General features: G+C 71.9%; 12 protein-coding genes. 9 read left to right on the forward strand and 3 right to left on the reverse strand.

What is annotated here, in order from left to right:
• Positions 1-13 precede the first annotated feature (13 nt).
• Together K8640_RS05395 and K8640_RS05400 are read left to right on the forward strand one after the other, a co-directional pair.
• The gene (locus tag K8640_RS05395) at positions 14-4,357 is read left to right on the forward strand and encodes a DEAD/DEAH box helicase (RefSeq protein ID WP_223746090.1); all 4,344 of its coding nucleotides are present in this window, start codon (positions 14-16) and stop codon (positions 4,355-4,357) included.
• A gap of 69 nt (positions 4,358-4,426) precedes the next feature.
• On the forward strand, positions 4,427-7,009 hold the full coding sequence (locus K8640_RS05400; protein ID WP_223746091.1) for a S8 family peptidase: 2,583 nt from the start codon (positions 4,427-4,429) through the stop codon (positions 7,007-7,009).
• A 27-nt stretch (positions 7,010-7,036) separates the two neighbouring features.
• Here K8640_RS05400 and K8640_RS05405 read toward each other — a convergent pair whose 3' ends face one another.
• Positions 7,037-7,777, reverse strand: a complete 741-nt coding sequence (locus tag K8640_RS05405) for a metallophosphoesterase (protein ID WP_223746092.1) — start codon at positions 7,775-7,777, stop codon at positions 7,037-7,039.
• A 205-nt stretch (positions 7,778-7,982) separates the two neighbouring features.
• Here K8640_RS05405 and K8640_RS05410 point away from each other — a divergent pair, with 205 nt between their 5' ends.
• On the forward strand, positions 7,983-8,573 hold the full coding sequence (locus tag K8640_RS05410; protein WP_223746093.1) for a biliverdin-producing heme oxygenase: 591 nt from the start codon (positions 7,983-7,985) through the stop codon (positions 8,571-8,573).
• Between the two features lie 7 nt (positions 8,574-8,580).
• Here the strand turns inward: K8640_RS05410 and K8640_RS05415 are convergent, their stop codons facing one another.
• Positions 8,581-9,144 carry a DUF420 domain-containing protein gene (locus K8640_RS05415; RefSeq protein WP_074949357.1) on the reverse strand — a complete coding sequence of 188 codons (564 nt, stop codon included), beginning with the start codon at positions 9,142-9,144 and terminating at the stop codon, positions 8,581-8,583.
• 171 nt (positions 9,145-9,315) lie between these two features.
• Here K8640_RS05415 and K8640_RS05420 point away from each other — a divergent pair, with 171 nt between their 5' ends.
• From K8640_RS05420 to K8640_RS05445, 6 genes are all read left to right on the forward strand, one after another.
• Entirely contained in the window at positions 9,316-11,355 is a 2,040-nt protein-coding gene (locus K8640_RS05420; RefSeq protein WP_223746094.1) for a DUF1585 domain-containing protein, read from the forward strand.
• Positions 11,355-12,032, forward strand: coding sequence for a hypothetical protein (locus K8640_RS05425; protein WP_141323349.1), 678 nt, complete (start codon positions 11,355-11,357; stop codon positions 12,030-12,032). Before K8640_RS05420 ends, K8640_RS05425 begins: the two co-directional genes overlap by 1 nt.
• Before the next feature lie 17 nt (positions 12,033-12,049).
• Entirely contained in the window at positions 12,050-13,447 is a 1,398-nt protein-coding gene (locus tag K8640_RS05430) for a DUF1501 domain-containing protein (protein WP_223746095.1), read from the forward strand.
• A gap of 7 nt (positions 13,448-13,454) precedes the next feature.
• The gene (locus K8640_RS05435; protein WP_223746096.1) at positions 13,455-15,020 is read left to right on the forward strand and encodes a hypothetical protein; all 1,566 of its coding nucleotides are present in this window, start codon (positions 13,455-13,457) and stop codon (positions 15,018-15,020) included.
• Positions 15,021-15,049: 29 nt separating this feature from the next.
• On the forward strand, positions 15,050-18,769 hold the full coding sequence (locus K8640_RS05440) for a VCBS repeat-containing protein (protein ID WP_223746097.1): 3,720 nt from the start codon (positions 15,050-15,052) through the stop codon (positions 18,767-18,769).
• Between the two features lie 66 nt (positions 18,770-18,835).
• Complete coding sequence (locus tag K8640_RS05445) at positions 18,836-19,249, forward strand: hypothetical protein (protein WP_046711169.1); 414 nt, start codon at positions 18,836-18,838, stop codon at positions 19,247-19,249.
• A 10-nt stretch (positions 19,250-19,259) separates the two neighbouring features.
• Here K8640_RS05445 and K8640_RS05450 read toward each other — a convergent pair whose 3' ends face one another.
• Positions 19,260-20,204, reverse strand: coding sequence for a DMT family transporter (locus K8640_RS05450; protein WP_223746098.1), 945 nt, complete (start codon positions 20,202-20,204; stop codon positions 19,260-19,262).
• Positions 20,205-20,254 lie beyond the last annotated feature (50 nt).

The following is a 20,254-nucleotide window of genomic DNA, read 5'->3' on the forward strand; positions in this document are numbered from 1 at the left end:
TGGAGAGGTGTGCATGGCCCCGCAAATCAGCCTCGACTTCGCCGCCGAGTGCGCGGCCCATCCGGCCCTCGCGAGCTTCCACCCCGTGGTGCGTCGTTGGTTCGCCGAGCGACTGGGCGAGCCCACGCGTCCCCAAATCGAGGGCTGGCCCCTCATCCAGGCCGGGCACGACGTGCTCATCGCCGCGCCCACCGGCTCCGGCAAGACGCTCACCGCGTTCCTCGCCGCGCTCGACTCGCTGTTCCGGCTGGCGCTGGAGGGGGGCCTGGAGGACCGCACCCAGGTGCTCTACGTGTCGCCGCTCAAGGCCCTGGGCAACGACGTGCAGAAGAACCTCCTGCAACCCCTGGAGGAGCTGCTCTCGCGCGCCCGAGGCGAGGGCTACACCCCGCGCGAGCTGCGCGTGCAGGTGCGCAGCGGTGACACGCCCGCGTCCGAGCGCGCGCAGATGGTGCGCCGCCCTCCGCACATCCTCATCACCACGCCGGAGTCGCTCTACCTCTACCTCACCGCCGAGCGCGCCCGCGCCACGCTCAAGGGCGTGCGCACCGTCATCGTCGACGAAATCCATGCGCTCGCGCGCGACAAGCGCGGCAGCCACTTCACACTGTCCATGGAGCGGCTCAAGGCCCTCACCGAGGTGCGCCCGCAGCTCATCGGCCTGTCCGCCACCCAGAAGCCGCTGGACGCCATCGCCGGCTTCCTCACCGGCGCGAGCCACCGCCCGTGCCGCAAGGTCGAGGTGGGCCACCTGCGCCCGTGGGATTTGACGCTCGAGATTCCGGACGCCGAGCTGTCCTCGCTGGCGACCCACGAGATGTGGGGCCAGGTCTATGACCGGCTCATCGCGCTGACGGCCTCGCATCGCACGACGCTCATCTTCGTCAACACGCGCAAGATGGCCGAGCGCGTGGCGCATGATTTGGGCGAGCGGCTGGGTGAAGGGCTCGTCGCGGCCCACCACGGCAGCATGTCGCGCGAAATCCGGCTGGCCGCCGAGGAGAAGCTCAAGGACGGCCGCCTGCGGGTGATGGTGGCCACCGCGTCGCTGGAGCTCGGTATCGACGTGGGCAACGTGGACCTGGTCGTGCAACTGGGCACCACGAAGGCCATCTCCGTGCTGCTCCAGCGCGTGGGCCGCGCGGGCCACCACAAGGCCGCCATCTCCAAGGGCATCCTGTTCGCGATGACGCGCGACGAGCTGGTGGAGTGCGCCGCGCTGCTCAACGCCGTGCGCGAGGGTGACCTGGACCGGGTCATCATGCCGGAGAAGCCGCTCGACGTGCTGGCCCAGCAGGTGGTGGCCGCGTGCGCGTGCGAGGAGTGGGACGAGCGCGCCCTCTTCAGCCTCTTCCAGCGCGCGTACCCGTACCGCGACCTCACCTGGGAGGAGTACCAGGGCGTGCTCGAGGTGCTGTCGGAGGGCATCAGCGACCGCCGCGGCCGCGCGGGCATCCACCTGCACCGCGACCGGGTGAACCAGCGCCTCAAGGGGCGCCGGGGCGTGCGCATCACCGCGCTCACCAACGGCGGCGCCATCCCGGACACCTTCACATTCAGCGTCACCGCCCAGCCCGAGGGCAAGGTGGTGGGCACGCTCGACGAGGACTTCGCGGTGGAGTCCTCACCCGGAGACGTGTTCCTGCTGGGCAGCACCGCGTGGCGCATCCAGCGCGTGATGGGCAGCACGGTGATGGTGGAGGACGCGCGAGGCGCCGCGCCCAACGTGCCCTTCTGGCGCGGCGAGGCGCCGGGGCGCACCGACGAGCTGTCGCTCCAGGTGGGGCGGCTGCGCGAGGACCTGCTCGCGCGCGAGGACGCGCAGGCCTTCCTGGAGAAGGAGCTGCGCATGTCCCCGCCCGCGGTGGACGCGCTGCTGGGCTACCTGAGGCTGGGGCGCAAGATGCTGGACGCGCTGCCCAGCCACAACCTCATCGTGGCCGAGCGCTTCTTCGACGAGGCGGGCGGCATGCAGCTCATCATCCACGCGCCCTTCGGCAGCCGCATCAACCGGGCCTGGGGCCTGGCGCTGCGCAAGCGCTTCTGCCGCTCGTTCGACTTCGAGCTCCAGGCGGCGGCGACGGAGGATGGCATCCTCCTGTCGCTGGGCGAGCAGCACTCGTTCCCGCTGTCGGACATCTTCGACTTCCTCCACCCCGAGCACGTGGAGGAGGTGCTGGTGCAGGCGGTGCTCCAGTCGCCGCTGTTCGGCACGCGCTTCCGCTGGGTGGCCACGCGGGCGCTCGCGCTCCACCGGATGATGGGCGGCAAGCGCGTGGCGCCCAACCTCCAGCGCGCGCGCAGCGAGGACCTGCTCGCCGCCGTGTTCCCCGCGCAGGTGGGCTGCCAGGACAACCACGGCGGCGCGGACGTCGAGCTGCCGAACCACCCGCTGGTGAAGCAGACGATGGACGACTGTCTGCACGAGGCCATGGACGTGGAGGGGCTGCGTGAGGTGCTCCGGCGCATGCGCGACGGCCGCATCCGCCTGGAGGCCCGCGACGTGCCCGAGCCGAGCGTCTTCGCGCACGCGATGATTCACAGCCAGCCCTACACGTTCCTGGACGACGCCCCGGCGGAGGAGCGCCGCGTGCGCAACGTGGCCCTGCGCCGCGCCATGCCAGCCGAGGACGCGGCCGCCTTCGGCGCGCTGGACGCCACCGCCATCGCCACGGTGGTGGAGGACGCCGCGCCGCCGATGCGCGACGAGGATGAGCTGCACGACCTGCTCCTCCAGTGGGTGCTGGTGCGGGACACGGAGGTGCCCCGGGGGCTCGCCGAGCCGCTCTTCCAGCAGGGGCGCGTGTCGTGGCTGACGCTCCCCGGCGGGCGCTTCCTCGTCGCGGCAGAGCGCGGCAGCGCGGTGCGAGCGCTGTTCCCGGACGCGGTGACCCAGCCGCCGCTCCCGGTGCTGGACCACGACCGTCCGGTGGAGCGCGAGGCCGCGGTGCTCCAGGTGGTGCGCGGGCGGATGGAGAACGTGGGCCCCGTCACGGTGGCGGAGCTGTCGCGCCTGTGCGAGCTGAGCGAGGACGAGGTCAACGCGGCCATGCATCAGCTGGAGATGCAGGGCACCGTGCTGCGAGGCCGCTTCCGTCCGCTGGAGCAGCCGCTGGCGCCGGGCGAGACGCCGCCGTTGGAGTGGTGCGACCGGCGCCTGCTCCAGCGCATCCACCGGATGACGGTGGGCCGGCTGCGCCGCGAAATCGAGCCGCTGAGCGCGCGCGACTTCATGCGCTTCCTCTTCCGGTGGCATCACCTGGAGGACGTGGACTCGCTGCGCGGCTCCACGGGCCTGCTCAAGGCGGTGCGCCTGCTCCAGGGCTACGAGGCGCCGGCCTCCGCTTGGGAGCGCTTCCTGCTGCCCGCGCGCATGCGCGGCTACACGCCCGACCTGCTGGAGCGCGCGTGCTACGGCGGCGAGGTAGCCTGGGGCCGGCTGACGATGAAGGAGCCCAAGCCCGTGGCGGGGCCTCGTCGCGGCGCGCCCGTGACGCCGGACCCGGAGCCCGCCCCCACGCGCTCCAGGGCCTCGCCCACGCGCAACGCGCCGCTCACCTTCGCCCTGCGCGAGGACCTGGAGTGGATGCTCGTCGCGGCCCGGCCCCACGCGGTGCTCGCGGACGGGGACGTGTGGACGCCTCCGGACCTCAGCGTCGCCGCGAAGGACGTGGTGTCGGTGCTGGAGCGCCGGGGCGCGTGCTTCTTCCAGGACCTGGTGTCGCGCGCGCGCAGGTTGCCGGCGGAAATCGAGGACGCGCTGTGGGAGCTGGTGGCGCGCGGCCTGGTGACGGCGGACGCGGTGCAGAACCTGCGCGTGCTCCAGAGCCCCGCGCACCGCAAGCGCCAGAAGCTGCTCCAGCGCGGAGGCCCGGGACGCTGGAGCCTCCTGGCGCCCGCGGAGCCGAAGACGTCGGACGAGGTGATGGACTCGCTGGCGCGCCTGTTCCTCCAGCGCTACGGCATCGTCTGGAGGGATTTGGTGATGCGCGAGGCGCTGGCGCCCACGTGGCGCGAGCTGCTCTTCGTGTACCGGCGCATGGAGGCGCGGGGCGAGGTGCGGGGCGGCCGCTTCGTGGCGGGCTTCGTCGGTGAACAGTTCGCGCTGCCGGAGGCGGTGGACACGGCGCGCGCGGTGCGCCGTCAGCCTCCGTCCGGCGTGCGAATCCAGATTTCGGGAGTGGACCCCCTGAACCTGACGGGTGTGGTGACGCCGGGGCCTCGCGTGCCCGCGCTGCCGGGGAACGTCGTGACGTACATCGACGGTGTCCCCGGAGATGTGAACGCCCTGGCGGATGAGGCCGATGCGAACGTTCGGGAGGACACGGACGACGACGAGGTGGCGCAGGCGAGCTGAGAAAGCACGTCCGCGCGGAGGCGCGATGTTAGGGTGCCCCCTTCTGTCCGCGGTGAGGGGGCATCCTGAATGCGTCGTGCATGGCTCGTGGGGTTGTGGCTGCTGCTGTCCGTCAGTGGGTGTGACGAGAGCAAGGGGGGCGGAGGTGCCGACGGTGGCACGGACCCCAACAAGGGCACCGTCACGGGGACGTTGACGCCCTTTCGCAGCAACGAGCAGTCCACGGAGGGCGGCGTCTCGCGCGAGCTGAAGCTGCCCTTCGGCAGGTCGGTGGCGAACCGGCTGGCGGAGCAGATTCGCGAAGCCCGGGCGCAGTCCTCGCGCCGCGCCGCGCTGGAGCAGACGGACCCTGAGCTGCCCATCATCCCCGCGCCGCTGGGGCCGCCGCCGCTCTCGCGCGTCCCGGATGAGGACCCGACCATCCCCGGTGACGTCGTCGTGCGCTTCGAGGAGTCCTCCGTCTCCCCCGAGCGCGTGCTCGCCGCCGCGAAGGTCCCCGGCTATCGCGCCGTGCACAAGGGGCACGCCAGCGAGCACCTGCACCTGGTGGGCTTCGAGGCCGAGGATGGCCACGGGGTGACGGCGGACGAGACGCGGGAGCTGGTGTCGCGGCTCGCCGCGCTGCCCGGGGTGCGCTTCACGGACCGCAACCTGCGGATGCACAAGCTCGCGGTGCCGAACGACAAGGGCTACAGCCTCCAGTGGCACTACGCCGCGCTCAATCTGCCGGCGGCGTGGGACGTGGAGTCGGACGCCACGGGCGTGGTGGTGGCGGTCATCGACACCGGCATCGTCGCGCACCCCGACCTCGACGGCCACGTGGTGCCTGGCTACGACATGATTTCGGACCCGGCCAACGCGGGGGATGGCAACGGGCGTGACGCCAACCCCCAGGACGAGGGCGGCGACATGCCGTCCGGGGGCTCGTCGTGGCACGGCTCGCATGTGGCGGGCACGGTGGCCGCGATGACGAACAACGGCTTCGGCGTGGCGGGTGTGGCCTGGAACGCGCGCATCCTCCCGGTGCGCGTGCTGGGCCGGCAGGGAGGCAGCAGCTTCGACATCGCGGCGGCCATCACCTGGGCCACGGGGGGCGCGGTGCCCGGCATCTCCCAGTCGCCCGCGGTGGCCGCGAAGGTGGTGAACATGAGCCTGGGTGGCACCGCGCCACCGCAGCGGCTCTACCAGGACGCCATCGACGCCGCCGTCGCGCGGGGCGCCACCATCGTCGTGGCCGCGGGCAACGAGAACATGGCCGCCGCCGACAGCACGCCCTGCAACCAGCAGCAGGTCATCTGCGTGGGCGCCACGGGCCTGTCCGGCCGTCGCAGCAGCTACTCCAACTACGGCTCGGGCGTGGACGTGGTGGCCGCGGGCGGAGAGATGGTCGAGGACCTCAATGGCGACGGCTACGCGGACGGGGTGCTCTCCACCGTGCTGGATGACAACCGTCAGCCCGCGTACTCCTTCTCGCAGGGCACCAGCATGGCGTCGCCGCACGTGGCGGGCATCGTGGCGCTGCTGCACGCGCACTCGGGCGGGACGCTCTCGCCCGGACAGGCGGAGAGCATCCTGAAGAGCACCGCCACGCCCGTCGCCGGCTCGCAGTGTCCGGGAGGTTGCGGCGCGGGCCTGGTCAACGCGCAGGCGGCGCTCCGACAGGTCGCCAACACGGACCCGGGCACCGTGCCTCCGAAGCTGAGCGTGTCCACCTCCACGCTGTTCTTCCAGGGGACGGAGACGCAGCACCTCACCCTGAGCAACATCGGCGGGCGTCAGGGCGGCGAGCTGGTGGTGACGGCCTCCGTGGACGGCGCGGCCCGCGCGACGGTGTCGTTCCCCGGAGGCACCACGAAGACGGTGCCGGCGTTCGGCTCGACGTCGTTCGACGTGGCGGTGAACACGGCGGGGCTGGCGGATGGGGACTACCTGGCCACGCTGAACCTGGTGGGCTCGGGCGGAGCGGGCTCGGCCACGGTGGCGCTGAAAATCGCGGTGGGCGCCGCCGCGGGCCGCGACGCCATCATCGCGTTCCTCTGGCAGGACGACCTGACCGGCGAGTGGGAGACGGACCGCGACTCGCTCACCGGCGTCTCGGCCGCGCGGGGCTACGCGTACTCCATCTCGCTGGTGCCCCGGACGTACTACACGCTGGCGACCATCGACGAGGACGACGACGGCAACCTCTTCGAGGACGGGGAGCTCACCGGCTTCTGGCGCAACGTCGACTCGTTGGAGGCCATCGACGTGACGGCCCGCTCGACGACGCGCAACATCGACTTCGCGCTGCTCCCGCTGGCGCCCATCGACGATGACCCGTCGCTCCAGGTGGGCGCGCCGTGCTCGCTCGACTCGGAGTGCGGCGAGGGCCTCTGCAACACGAACTTCCCCGGCGGCTACTGCACGCTCCAGTGCAACTCGACGGCGTGCCCCGCGGGCTCGAAGTGCTACGTCGTGAGCTCGGTGACGGGCCTGAAGAGCTGCCTGGACAGCTGCTCGCGGGAGATTGGCACGGGGCAGGGTGACTGCCGCTCGCAGTACCGCTGCTACAGCGACGGCACCGGCATCGGCGCGTGTCAGCCGAGCTGCCTCGGGACGGGGCTCAGCTGCGCGGCTCCGGCGACCTGTCGCTCCGACGGCTTCTGCCGCTGAGGGCATGAGACGGCGGCGGAAGGGGCCTCAGCTCTTCGCCGCCGCGCGCTCCAGCAGCACCGCGCGGCTGTCCACGTTGAGGACCTGCGTGCCGCTCGGCAGCGTGGCGAGCGGCTCGTCCCAGTGGGCGTGGCCACAGATGACCAGCGAGCCCGGGGCCCTCTCCACGGCCTCGCGGATGACGGGGCTGCCGCGCAGTCGCGTGCCCTCGACGTCCGGCCCCTGATGCAGCACCAGGACGTCCGGCCCGGTGCGCAGCACGTCGACGAGATGGCCCAGGAACTGGGACTCCTCGCGGCGGCCCGGCTTGCCCGGGTGTCCGATGATGCCGCCCACGCCGCCCACCTTCAGCCCGTCGAGCTCCACCACCTCCCCGTCGAGCAGGCTGACGCCGGGGCGCTGCTGGAAGCGCGTCTGCTCCCGCGCGCCGCCGAAGGTGTCGTGGTTGCCGGCCACGCCCACCACCCAGCGGAAGTGGGACGCGAAGGCGAGCCACACCGAGCGCACGTCGCCGGAGGCTCCGCGCACGTTCGCGCCCGGCTCGGAGAAGAGGTCACCGGCCAGCACCACGCCGATGGCGCTCGGATGCGGCAGCTCGCCCAGCTCCCCCAGGAGCGCCAGCTCGTCGGCGAGCACCTCGCCGAGCAGCGCCACCGCGCCGTCGTGCAGCGCATGGGGCGCGACGCCCTGGAGGTCGGAGAGCACGAGCAGCGCCGAGACGTCCTCGGGCAGCACGTCCACGGTGCCCCGCAGCAGCGGGAAGAACACCGTCTCGGAGCCTCCCCGGGGCGCGGCGGATTGATAAGGCCAGCTTTGACACGGCGTCGGATGAAGCGTCTGGATTCGCATGGCGCCCAGGTCGCCCGTCCCCACGTGTTCCTGACAGGCGCCCCCGGCCGCTGCCCGGGCGGGCGGGCCCACGCCGTGGATTTCGTCGTTCCTTCGGCGCGTCCGTGACGGCATCTTCCCCGCAGTGTCCCTGCCGCAGCGACTGAAGACGGAGACCCGCCCCCATCACGAGCGCGCCGAGTCCGCGGTGCGCCTCCTGGAGCCGGGGCTGACGCTCGATGGCTACCGCCGTCACCTGGAGGCGCTGTACGGCTTCCACCAGCCGGTGGAGGCGCGCCTTCACGAGGTGCTCGCGGAAGAGCTGCCCGCGCTGCACCTGCGCGAGCGCCTGAAGCTGCCGTGGCTGGAGGCGGACCTGCGCGCGCTCGGCCATGACGCGGCGTCGCTCGCGCGGCTGCCCCGCTGTCCCGAGCCGCCGCCGCTCCGCTCGCTGCCCGAGGCGCTCGGGGGCTGCTACGTGCTGGAGGGGGCCACGCTCGGCGGCCAGCTCATCCTGCGTCACCTGCGCCGCCACTTCGAGGGGACCCAGGCGGGCGACTTCGTCTTCTTCCGAGCCTACGGCGACGACGTGGGCCCGAAGTGGCGCGGCTTCACGGAGGTGCTCGCGCGCGCGGCCGACAACACGTCGGAGCTGGACTTCGGGGACCGCGTGGTGAGGGGCGCCCAGGACACCTTCGACGCCTTCGAGCGCTGGCTCCGGCGTGCCCTGGGCTGACCGTGCCTCAGGGCATGGACGGCACGCTGCCGCGCAGCATGAAGAACACCACCACGCCCGTCACCGACACGTACACCCAGATGGGCGCCAGCCACCGCGTCACCTTGCGGTGCCGCGTGAAGTCCTTGCGCCACACGAAGTAGAAGGCCGCGAGCGCCATCGGCACCACGCCCATGGACAGGAGCACGTGGCTGGCCAGGATGCACAGGTACAGCCCGCGGAAGTCGCCCACGTAGCGCGTGTCGCCGTGCACGTAGTGGTACGCGAGGTAGCACACCAGGAACAGCGCGGACGCCGCGAAGGCCGACACCATGAGGTACTGGTGCACCCGCCGCGCGCCCTGCTTGATGGCCACCCACCCGGCGATGAGCAGCGCCGCCGCCGTCGCGTTGAGGCTCGCGTTGACCGCTGGCAGGAAGCGCAGATCCACGCCCTCCACCGTGGCCCCGCGTCGGCCCATCAGAATCCAGCCGATGAACGCCAGGGCCGCCACGGACACGACACCGGTGAAGACATAGAAGGCCCGGTCACTCACCCGGGGCGGAAGCGGAGCGGAGCTGACGTTCGACATGCGCCCTATGTCTCGCGCCCCGTCGAGAGATTCAACCGGCACCCGCGTCTGTCACAGGTTTGTGCCACCTTGTGGGATGAAGGAATCTGCTAGGTCGACTGGATCTCTTATCTGTAATTCTTGCATACTAGGAGACAGTCGCCCCCGACTCCCCCTCCACGGAGGTTCCCCGTGCTCCGCGAGCGTTGCCTTGCCATCCTGGCCGGCGCCGCCTTGTTCCTGGCCCTGCCAGCCTCCGCCGACGAGGCCGCCGTCTGCGCGCCCGTCGCGAAGGTCCGCCCCGAAAGACACCTGCGGCAACTGACGCTCGACCTGCTCGGCCGGCCTCCCACCTGGGACGAGTACAAGGCCGTGCAGGAGAAGGGCGCCGTCACGCAGGAGGACATCCGGAAGATGATGGACAGCGAGGGCTTCTACACTCGCATCCGCAACTTCCACCGCGCGTTGATCCGCTCGAACATCAGCGGCAGCGTCAACAACAACGGCAACTCGCGCCTGGGCGGCAACGGCACCACCACCGCCTTCGGCTTCGCGAACAACCCGTCCACGGCGCTGCGCGGTGTGAACGGGCAGTCGTGCAACTCCGACATCGAGCAGAGCGCGTGTCTGACCCAGACGCAGGACCCGCACGCCGCCCCGCTGACGGCCGCGACGCGCACCTCCTGCAATGACGCCATGGGCGTGCCCATGCCGGTCAGCTTCGACTACGACACCAACTTCTACCGCTGCACGGACCTGGCGGCCGCGACCACCAACGCGGTGACGGACTGCTCGCAGCTGACGGCCTCGCCCTCCAGCAACACCTGGGCGAAGTACCGCTACTTCTGTGACAACCGCGGCTCCGGCACGGGCATCAAGCCGTTCCTCTGCCTGCCGGACCCGGCCAAGAACACCACCTCCGCGCTGACGGTGGAGACGAAGGACGCCAACGGCTACGTCATCTCCTTCGACCACCCGAACCCCGACTCCAAGCCCAGCCTGACGACGCTCAAGCGCTGCACGCTGGACCTGAACCTCAACAACAACATCAAGGGCGCGTACGCCCCGGTGCGTGGCTGCATCCAGCGCGAGGGCTTCGTGAACCGGCCCGCCGGCTACTGGGCCCCGGAGGGCGCGCCCGCGACGGTGAAGGTGTGCGCCATCGAGGCGCAGGAGCGCGTGGAGAACCCCTGGACGCGCGAGTCCTGCGAGGCGGCCCGCTTCGCCAATGACCGCAGCTGCGGGTGCGGCGTGGGCATGCGCCGCTGCGAGGTGCCGGCCATCGGCAACACGACGGACCCCCTGTACGTGCGCAACGTCTACGACTCGCGCGTGGCCGCCTTCAACGAGGAGCCGCTGCGCATCGCCGACTCGGTCATCCGCAACGACGAGCCCTACTACAACATCCTCACCACCCGCCGCTCGTTCGTGAACGGCCCCATGTCGGAGCTGTACCGCCAGCGCCAGGGCGTGGGCGTGTTCAACGTCACCGCGCCCGCGCCGCTGGAGGCCATCCCCGCCGTCGCCTACACGGACTCGGCCACGTGGCAGCCCTACACGCGCGATGCGTCGCACTCCGGCATCCTGACGACGCCCGCGTTCCTGTACCGCTTCCCCACGCACCGCGCCCGCGTGTCGGAGTTCTACGAGGCCTTCCTCTGCAAGACCTTCGTGCCCGCCTCGGACGGCAACCTGCCGGCGCCCGAGGACGCGTGCAACCGCGAGAACAACCTGGCCAAGCGCTGCGGCTGCAACTACTGCCACGCCACCATCGAGCCCACCGGCGCCCACTGGGGCCGCTACGGCGAGCGCACCGCGCAGTTCCTCTCCCCGGACCAGTTCCCGCGGCTGGACCCGAAGTGCCGCGACTGCGCCATCGCCGGCGACACCAACTGCGGCGGCGAGTGCTCGCAGTACGTGATGCAGGCCTACGACGGCGATGGCGCCAGCAGCCTGGGCATGCTCAAGACGTACCTGTACCGCACCGCGGACGAGGAGCAGAACATCGAGGCGGGCCCGCGCCTGCTGGTGGAGCGGATGTTCCAGTCGGGTGAGCTGGAGCGCTGCACGGTGAAGCGCGTGTGGAACGAGTTCCTGGGCCGGCCGATGTCGGCGGAGGAGCAGCGGATGTACCTGGCGCCGCTGGCCAGCGAGTTCGCGAAGAATGGCCACCGCTTCAAGGCGCTCATCGAGCGCGTGGTGACGACCGACGCCTACCGGAGGATCGACTGATGCGCCGCTGGCTCCTGACCGCCGCGCTGCTCGCGCTGAGCGCGGGCTGCACCAAGTCCCCCGACGAGAAGTCCGGTCCCACCGAGGACGGGACGCTCGAGCCCATCGCCAACCCCCACCAGCCCGGGGACTTCGACCCGCTGCCGGACCCGGAGGCCCAGGGCGGCAGCGTGGGCCGCGCCCCGCGCCGGCTCACCGTCGCCCAGCTGGACGCCGCCATCCTGGAGGCCGTGGGCCGCCGCTGGGTGAACGGCGGAGACGGCATCGACGCGCGCGCCTCGTCGCTGGGCCGCGCCGACTACGCGCTCGTCAACAGCGAGAACACCGAGCCCAACCTGGTGTTCGCCAAGTTCCTGGAGGACGGCGCGCGCTTCGTGTGCATCGGCCAGGCGAACGACGAGCTGAAGCTGGCGGACGCCTCCAAGCGCACGCTGTCGCGCACGCTGCCCGACGTCTGGGGGGATTTGCGCAAGCTGACGGACGCCCAGGTGCGTGAGTTCCTCGTCTACAACTCCCTGCGCTTCTGGGGCGCGCCCCTGGAGGGCGAGGAGCTGGACAAGTGGGCCACGTTCTTCACCCAGGCCGCGGCCCGGGCGGAGACGGCCAAGCGGCGCTCGGACGTGCTGGCGGTGATGTGCATCGCCATGCTGACCGACACGCGGTTCATCACCTACTGAAGCGCGGAGTGACTTCGATGAAGAAGAATCGCCTCGACGAGAACCACCGTCCCGAGCGCCGCACCTTCCTCAAGGCCGCCGCCGGCTTCATGGGCTCCACCCTGCTGGGCGGACTGCCCTTCCGCTCCTTCGCCCAGGCCGCCGCGCTGGCCCCGGCGGACCGCTGCTTCGTCTTCGTGTACTTCAACGGCGGCTGGGACCAGCTGCTCGCCTTCGACCCGAAGGACCCGGAGGAGTTCACCGCGGACCGCGCCGCGGAGACGCGCATCCTCCCCGGCTACAACCTCATCAACGACTCGCGCTTCTCCTCCATCCCCCTGCGCCCGGACATCGCCGGCAAGGGCCGCTCGAACATCGACTTCGGGCCGGCGGTGGGGCGGCTGGCGGACCACTACGATTTGATGACGGTGGTGCGCGGCATCAACATGAACACGCTGGGCCACGAGGTGGGCTACCGCTACTTCCTCACCGGGAAGATGCCCATCGGCAGCGCGGCGCGCGGCTCCTCCACCGCGACGGAAATCGTGGGGCAGATGAAGCCCCGCGTGCCCATCTCCAACATCGCGTTCAACGTGGAGTCGTACAACGACCGCTACCCCGGCTACGCCAACGCGCTGCGCGTCAGCCGCAAGGACGACCTGCTGCTCACGCTCAAGCCCAGCTCGCAGCTGCTGGACAGCGAAATCGAGAAGCAGCTGGTGGACTTCCGGGGCCAGCCCATCAACTGCGAGCAGGCCGCCTACGGCGCGCGCGGCGTGGGCACCACGTACCAGAACAGCCGCGACCAGATGCAGCAGGTGATGACGCAGCAGCTGGAGTCGTCGTTCCGCTTCGAGCTGAACAACGACGACATGGCCGCGGTGCGCCAGCGCTACGGCCTGGACCAGAGCGGCCGCTACGACAACGAGGCGGGCCGCGCCGCCATGGTGGGCACCGCGCTCAAGAAGGGCATCGCCCAGTGCGTCACCATCAACCTCACCGGCGGCCTGGACACGCACTTCGGCACCCAGCTCACCCACGCGAGCAACCAGCGCCGCGGCTTCGACGCGCTGGCCAGCCTGGTGGATGACCTGCGCGCGTCCCAGCACCCCTCGGGCGGGACGTTCATGGACCACACCACCATCATGGTGTTCTCCGAGTTCTCCCGCACGCCGCTCATCAACAGCTCCGGCGGCCGCGACCACCACATCTCGAACTCGTGCATGGTCATGGGCGCCGGCGTGAAGCACAACTACGTCTTCGGCAAGAGCGGCGACATCGGCATGGCCCCGGGCACGTTCGACTTGCGCACCGGCGCCGCCAACCCCAACGGCGAGAACATCCTGCCCGAGCACGTCATCGCCACGGTGCTGGCCTCGGCGGGCCTGGACTACAGCATCACCCGTGTGGAGCCCCTCCGTCCCATCCTCGCCTGAAAGCCGCATGCGCACCCATCCCCGAGCCCCCCGGGACCTGGCCCAGGGGCGGTCCTCCGCCCCCGGCCTCCTTCGCCTCCTCCCTCTCTGCGCCGCCGTCCTCGTCGCCGCGTGCGGCGAGGACTCACTCCCGCTGGACAGGCCCCGGCCCGTCTCGTTCCGGCCCACCGAGGTCCGGGCGAAGACGGCGTTGGCGTCCGCCCCGGGCTTCGCGGACCAGTCCGGTGGCGGCATCTTCGCCAACACCAGCGGCAAGGTGGTGCGCCTGCGGCTGGACGGCTCGCTCGGCGCGCTGGAGCCCCACCCGGGCAACAGCGCCCAGCCGGGCACGGTGAACGCCGTGTTCCGGATGGGGCCGCACAGCGCGCTCGTCGAGGCGCAGAACGGCCTGTTCCTCGCCGAGTCCGGCTGGCTCATCTCCCCGCCGTGGCGTGACGCGCTGGGGCTGGGCATCAGCGCGACGACGCAGGCCGCCGACGGCGCGGTGTGGCTGGCGCATCCGACGGGTCTGTTCCAGCTGCGCGACGGCACGCTGTCCGCCCTGAAGGTGAAGGGTGAGGCGCTCACCGGCATCACCGCGCTGGCGGCGGCGCCGACGGCGGAGGGCTCGGCGGGCGTGTGGTTCCTGCGCGGCGGCAAGCTGTACGTCGCCGTGGCCACCAGCCTGGTGCACTTCGACGTGCGCGAGGAGGGCGCGCCGCTGGCAGAGGGTGAAGAGGTGCAGTCGCTCGCCGGCCTGGGGCCGGGGCTGGGCACGGCCGGTGAGCTGTGGCTGCTCACCAGCCAGGGCCTCCTGCGCCGCCCGAAGGAGGGCTGGCGTCGGGTGACGCTGCCGCAGCGGCCCGCGCAGCTGCTCGCGTCGGGGCGCTTCTTGTGGGTGAAGTCGAGCGACGCGCTGCTGCTGTACGACGCGGACGCGAACGAGTGGGGCCTGGCGCAGGGCATCGACACGCGCGAGTTCCGCTTCCTGTCCGCGGACGAGAGCGGCTGCGCGTGGGTGCAGCTGGGCGGCGAGACGGTGGCGGTGAGCAGGTCCCCCGCGCCGCGCGTGACGGGGCTGCACCAGGGCATGCAGGTGGTGGAGGACGGCCTGGTGGTGCGCGCGGTGATGCCCGCGGGCGTGGACCCGGAGGAGGTCGTCTTCCAGCTCGGCGGCGCGGAGTTCCGCGCGCAGGGCGAGGGCCCCGTGTACAGCCTGGGGGGCACCGAGGACGACGGCACGCCCAAGGCGTACTCGTTCGCGGGCCTGCCCGCCGGCCGTCTGGCCCTGGGCGTGGTGGCGCGCTTCCTGGATGGCACCGAGGCGAAGCGGCTGGTGCCCTTCGACTACCAGCCGGTGAGCACCGCGGTGCTGAGCTGGGCGACGGACATCCAGCCCATCCACGTGTCGCGCTGCGAGAAGTGCCACATCACCGGCCCCGGCCGGGCGCTCAACACGTACGAGCTGTGGAAGGAGAACGCGGCGCTGATCACCGCCGCGGTGAGAGACCAGCGCATGCCCGCCGACGGGCCGCTGGACCCGCAGCTCATCTCCCTCATCCAGCGCTGGGCCGCGTCCGGCGCGAAGCCCTAGTCGTCCCGCCTTACCCCCGAGGCACCCCCATGATTCGATTTCCTCGCGCGGCTCCCCTGCTCGCGCTCCTCGTGACGGCCTGCTCCGACGACCTGGACCCCGCACGTGAGAACGAGCCGCCTCCGGAGGTGGACCGGTGCACGGGGCTGTCGCCCGTGAGCCTCCGCGCCGAGCCCTCGCGGGTGCGCGTGGGGGCCCCCGTGGCGCTGGTGGCCACCGGCGGCAGCGGCCAGTACCGCTACACGCTGCAGGACGGAGGCTCGTCGGGTGAGCTGCGCGGCAACCGCTTCATCGCGGGGCACACGCCGGGCAGCGACACGCTGGTGGTGGAGGACGCGCGCTGTCCCGGTGACGCGCGCGCCACGGTGGACGTCATCGCCGCGTTCGACATCGCGCCCGGGCGCGCGGACGTGCGCCCGGGCGTGTCCTTCCAGGTGGCGACGCAGGGCCTGCTGGGCACGGCCACCTACAGCCTGAAGCAGAACCGCTCTGGCGCCACGCTGACGCCGGAGGGCCGCTACACCGCGGGCGCGAACGAGGGCCTGGACCTGGTCTCCGTGCGCGACTCGCAGACGGGCGACGAGGTGGAGCTGCAGTACACCGTGAGCAGGACGGCGCGGCTGGCCGGCGCGCCCGCGTACCTGGCGGTGCCCTCGGGCTCGTCCGTGCCGCTGTTCACGCGGGGCGGCAGTGACAGGGTGGTGTGGAGCAAGGTGTCCGGGCCGGGGACGCTCGCGGCCGGGCGCATCGGCTTCCTCTCGGGCGACACGGGCGCGGCGCTGCTGGAGGCCTCCGACCCGTTCACCGGTGACAAGGCGTCCGTCACGGTGGTGGTGCTGGACGAGCTGACGCGGCCGGGCCTGGCGCACGGACGGCTCACCGACGCGGCCACGATGGTGACGGCGGACTTCGACGGCGACGGCGTGCTGGACCTCGCCGTGGGCCAGCGTGAGAGTGACCTGGGCCGGCCCACCGGCGGCGCCGTCTTCATCTACAAGGGCGGCAACGGCGGGTTGGACCCGCAGCCCTTGTGGGTGCTGACGGGCGACACGGACACGGCGCAGTTCGGTGACGCGCTGGCCGCGGGTGATTTGGACGGCGACGGGCGCGCGGAGCTGGTGGTGTCCTCGCCGGGCGCGGACGTGGCGGTGAGCAACGCGGGCGCGGTGTACCTCTACACCTTCAAGGGCGGAGCCCCGGCGCCGCTGCGCCTGCAACTGGCGGGGCTGCTGCGCGACGCGGCCTTCGGCGCGGGCATGGCCGTGGCGGACATGGATGGGGACGGCAAGGTGGACCTGGTGGTGGGCTCGCCCGTCGGAGACCTGGCGCCCACCAGCGCCATCCGCGCGCGTGGCACCGTGGACATCTACCTCTCCTCGGCGAGCGCCCCGGTGCCGGACCTGCCCTCGATTCGCCTGGGGGGCTCGGACCTGACGAAGGACGGAGCGCCCATGGCGCGCACGGGCTCGGACATGGGCCGCGCGCTGGTGACGGCGGACTTCAACAAGGACGGGCGGCTGGACCTCGCCGCGCTGAGCAAGGTGTCTCGCTACAACGCGGAGGGCGCGGTCTCCGGCACGCAGGTGGCCATCTCCGTCTTCTTCGCGCGCTCGGAGGGCATCCGCTTCCGGGCGACCCCGGACGTGTACGTGCTGCCCGCCAACCTCGCGGACTCGAACGAGGGCACGTGGCGGCTGGGCGCCATCCCCGGTGATGACACGCGCCCGCCGCTGCTGATGGCGGTGGCGGACCGCGCGGACTCGCCGGACCTGAGCGCCAGCGGCGGCAACCGCGCGGCCAGCGACGCGGGTGGCGCACTGCTGTTCGACCTGAGCACCCACGCGCCCACGGGTGACCCCGCGGCCACGCCGCCGCAGGTGAAGCGCGAGGAGGCCTTCGCGCGCATCTACGGCGAGTCGGGCGGCATCGTCGCGGGGCGCAGCTTCGCGGTGCTCGACGTGGACGGCGTGCCGGGGCCGGAGCTGCTCCTGGGCGCCCCCTACGCACAGCCCGGCACGGGCGCCACCGCGCTGCGCTTCGGCGGCAAGGTGCTGGCGTACCCGCTGGCCACGCTGACGAAGGGCGCGGTCATCAACAAGCCGCTGCTGTCGCTCAACGGCACGGCCCGGTCCGACACGCTGGGCGCGGGCCTGGCGGTGTGGAAGCTGCCGGAGGGGGACTCGCTGGCGGCCTTCGCAGGACGCGCGTCGTCGGAGGCGGGCGCGTACACTGGCCGCGTGGAGCTGTTCCGCCGGGGTGGCGCGTCGCTGACGGAGTGGGCGCGCACGCATTCCTATGTCCCCGCGCGGCCCAGCGTGGAGCGCGTGGGCGAGCAGGTGGCGGTGACGACGGGCGCCTCGGGCGCGCTGGCGCTCCTGGGCGCGCCGGGCTGGTCCGGCGCGGGCGCCAACGGAGACGGTGACGCGCTCTCCATCGGCCGCGCGTACGTGCGTCCGGTGGCGCGTACGGGGGATGCGACGGTGGCCGCGGAGGGCGCGCCGTCCCCGCATACGGCGGGCCGCTCGGTGGGCGCGGACGTGGCCTTCACCGACTTCAACAAGGATGGCCGCCCGGACCTGGTGGTGGGCGCCACGGGCCTCATCGTCCCGGCGAGCACCAGCGCGGAGCACGCGGCGCAGTACCACACGACGCGCGCCGAGTGCCTCACCACGGGCAGCCAGTCCGTGGGCGGCGTGCTGGTGTCGCTCGGGCAGGCGGACGGCAGCTACAAGCCCGCGTACCGCATGTGGGCGCCGCTGCAGATTGCCGGCTGCACGCCGGAGACGGACGCGAAGTGCAAGCGCTCGGCGCTGGGGCGTGGGCTGGTGGGCGGCTTCGACTTCAACAACGACGGGTTCGAGGACGTGGGCGTGCTGCGAGACCGCGGCATGGAGGTGTTCCTGGGCCGCGCGCCGGACGACGCCGGGCTGAGCAAGCTCACCATGGTCTGCGACCCCGTCTACACCTGGCCCTCCATGGCGCTGCAGACCAGCGCGCTCACGTCGCTGGGCGACATCGACGGCGACACGTGTGACGACCTGGCGTGGCGCTACGCGGAGGGCGCCCGCTCGGGCGTGGCCATCCTCCTGGGCTACGGCGCGAAGTGCTCGCGCACCACGGCCACGGTGTGGCGCATCGCCGCGGACAGCGAGGTGCAGCTCAACAACCAGGGCCTGGGGCTCGCCATCGCTCGCGCGGGCAAGGTCCTGGGCAACGCGGGCGGTGGTGGAGACGCGCGCGACTTCCTGGCCATCAGCGCCACGTCCGTGCCCTTCAACGGCACCACCCAGCCGGTGGTGCTGCTCGTCGACATCGCCACGCTCCGGGCGGAGATGGCCAAGCCCGAGCACGTGGCCTCGGGCGTGGTGGGCCTCTTCGGTGACGGGCTCAGCCCCATCGTCCTGGTGCACAAGTCGCGCGCGGTGGGCTTCGGCACGTCGCTGGCGGGCAACGTGGACCTGTCGGGCGACAAGGTGCCGGACCTCGTCGTGGGCGCGCCGGGCGCCTCCGAGGCCTCGGATGGCGGCGGCGCCGTGTTCATCTACGCGGGCGGCCCCGGCATGCAGGGCGCGCTGTCGCCCTTCCTCCTCGTCGCCGGGGATGGCTCCGAGCGAAGCCAGATTGGTCAGGATGTCGCGCTGACGCCGGGTAACCAGACTACGCCGCCCACGCTGGTCATCGGCGCGCCGCGCAGCTTCCGGACGGGCACGCAGAACGGGACGGCGTTCTCGCTGCCGCTGCGCTTCTAGCGGCGGGCCAGTGGGAAGCGGAGGCCGTCGGTCCTATCCTGGGCCCGGCCTCTTCGCGGGAGTCGCATGGCAAGGGATTGGGAGCAGGAGTGGAGCCACGGCGCGCAGCGTGCGTGGTTGGAAGCGCCGGACATCCTGTGGGCGCGCTTCCGGGGCGCCATCACCGAGGACACGTCGCGCTGGTCCTGTGGCCTGTACCAGTCGCTGTCCGCCGAGGGGCGCTTCTACCTGGCGGCGGACATCGCCGACTCGCAGCTGAGCCCGGAGTCGCGCCGCTACCTGGTGGAGCACGCGAAGGCGGACTGGTTCCTGGGCATCGTCTACGTGGGCGCGGCGCTGGAGCAGAAGGCCACCACCAAGAGCCTGATGGTGGGCTCCATGCTCACCGGTGGACGTCCGCTGGACGTGCGCTACGTGGACACGCTCGACGAGGCGCGCGCGTGGATTCAGGAGCACCGCGCGTTGAACGCGTCGCGGTGAGCGAGTGCCCTCAGCCCCGGGCCTGTTCGTCGGGCCGGGGCGGGGACTGCTGGGGCAGCGCGTTGGCCAGGGCCGCGCTCCCGAGGATGAGCGAGCCGCCCACGACGAGCGACAGCGTGAGCGGCTCGCCGAGGAACGCGACGCCCAGCACCACCGCCACCAGCGTGTCGAGCAGCGCCATGATACCCAGCGCGGTGAGGGAGATGCGCGGCAGGAGCCAGTAGAGGCACAGGTAGGTGAACGCGGTGCCGAAGATGGCCAGGTAGAGCACCGCTCCCACGGCGCGCGGCGTCCACGTCACGGCGGCGTTCGACTCCAGCAGGAACGAGAGCGCGAGCAGGGGCGCGGCGCTGCTGAGCGCCTGTCCGAAGACGAGCACGCGCGGAGGCACGTGCGCCATGTGGCGACGGACGAGCACGTTGGCCACGGCGATGAGGACCACGGAGAAGAGCGTCATCCCCACGCCCAGCAGCATCTTGCCGGACAGCGCCATCCCCTGGATGTCGGAGGACTGGAGCAGCACCACGCCCGCCACGCCCAGGCCCGCGGCCAGGAGCTTGCCGGGGGTGAGGGGTTGGTCCGGCAGGAGGAGGCGGCCGACGAACAGCAGCCACACGGGGAAGGTGGAGAACAGCAGCGCGGCCCAGCTGGACGGAATCCACTGCTGCGCGAAGAAGAGCAGGGTGAAGGGCGCCGCGAGCTGGAGCAGGCCCAGCGCGGCGATGCGTCCGCCGGTGCGCAGATCCACCTGTCCCGCGGCGCGGGCGAAGGGCAGCAGGACGAGCCCCGCCACCAGCATGCGCGTGCCGAGGAAGCGCAAGGGGGGCAGGTCCTCCAGGCCCACCTTCACCACGGACCAGGTGGAGCCCCAGAGCAGGAAGCAGGTGCAGTAGGCGAGGGCGACCTTCAGACGGCTCGCGGGCTTCACGGGGCCGGAGGCGACAGCGGAGTCCATGGTGGCGTCGCCCCATAACACCGGCCTCGACGTCATGCACGGTGTGTCGC

Origin of the sequence: Myxococcus sp. XM-1-1-1 (assembly GCF_020037095.1) — a bacterium.
In the GTDB taxonomy this organism is placed as follows: Bacteria; Myxococcota; Myxococcia; order Myxococcales; family Myxococcaceae; genus Myxococcus; species Myxococcus fulvus.

What these genes read in the sequence shown, in the direction of transcription:
- K8640_RS05395 (WP_223746090.1), top strand. Translation starts at nt 14, where the DNA reads ATGGCCCCGCAAATCAGCCTCGACTTCGCCGCCGAGTGCGCGGCCCAT.
- K8640_RS05400 (WP_223746091.1), top strand. Translation starts at nt 4,427, where the DNA reads ATGCGTCGTGCATGGCTCGTGGGGTTGTGGCTGCTGCTGTCCGTCAGT.
- K8640_RS05415 (WP_074949357.1), bottom strand. Translation starts at nt 9,144, where the DNA reads ATGTCGAACGTCAGCTCCGCTCCGCTTCCGCCCCGGGTGAGTGACCGG.
- K8640_RS05425 (WP_141323349.1), top strand. Translation starts at nt 11,355, where the DNA reads ATGCGCCGCTGGCTCCTGACCGCCGCGCTGCTCGCGCTGAGCGCGGGC.
- K8640_RS05430 (WP_223746095.1), top strand. Translation starts at nt 12,050, where the DNA reads ATGAAGAAGAATCGCCTCGACGAGAACCACCGTCCCGAGCGCCGCACC.
- K8640_RS05435 (WP_223746096.1), top strand. Translation starts at nt 13,455, where the DNA reads ATGCGCACCCATCCCCGAGCCCCCCGGGACCTGGCCCAGGGGCGGTCC.
- K8640_RS05440 (WP_223746097.1), top strand. Translation starts at nt 15,050, where the DNA reads ATGATTCGATTTCCTCGCGCGGCTCCCCTGCTCGCGCTCCTCGTGACG.
- K8640_RS05445 (WP_046711169.1), top strand. Translation starts at nt 18,836, where the DNA reads ATGGCAAGGGATTGGGAGCAGGAGTGGAGCCACGGCGCGCAGCGTGCG.
- K8640_RS05450 (WP_223746098.1), bottom strand. Translation starts at nt 20,204, where the DNA reads ATGGACTCCGCTGTCGCCTCCGGCCCCGTGAAGCCCGCGAGCCGTCTG.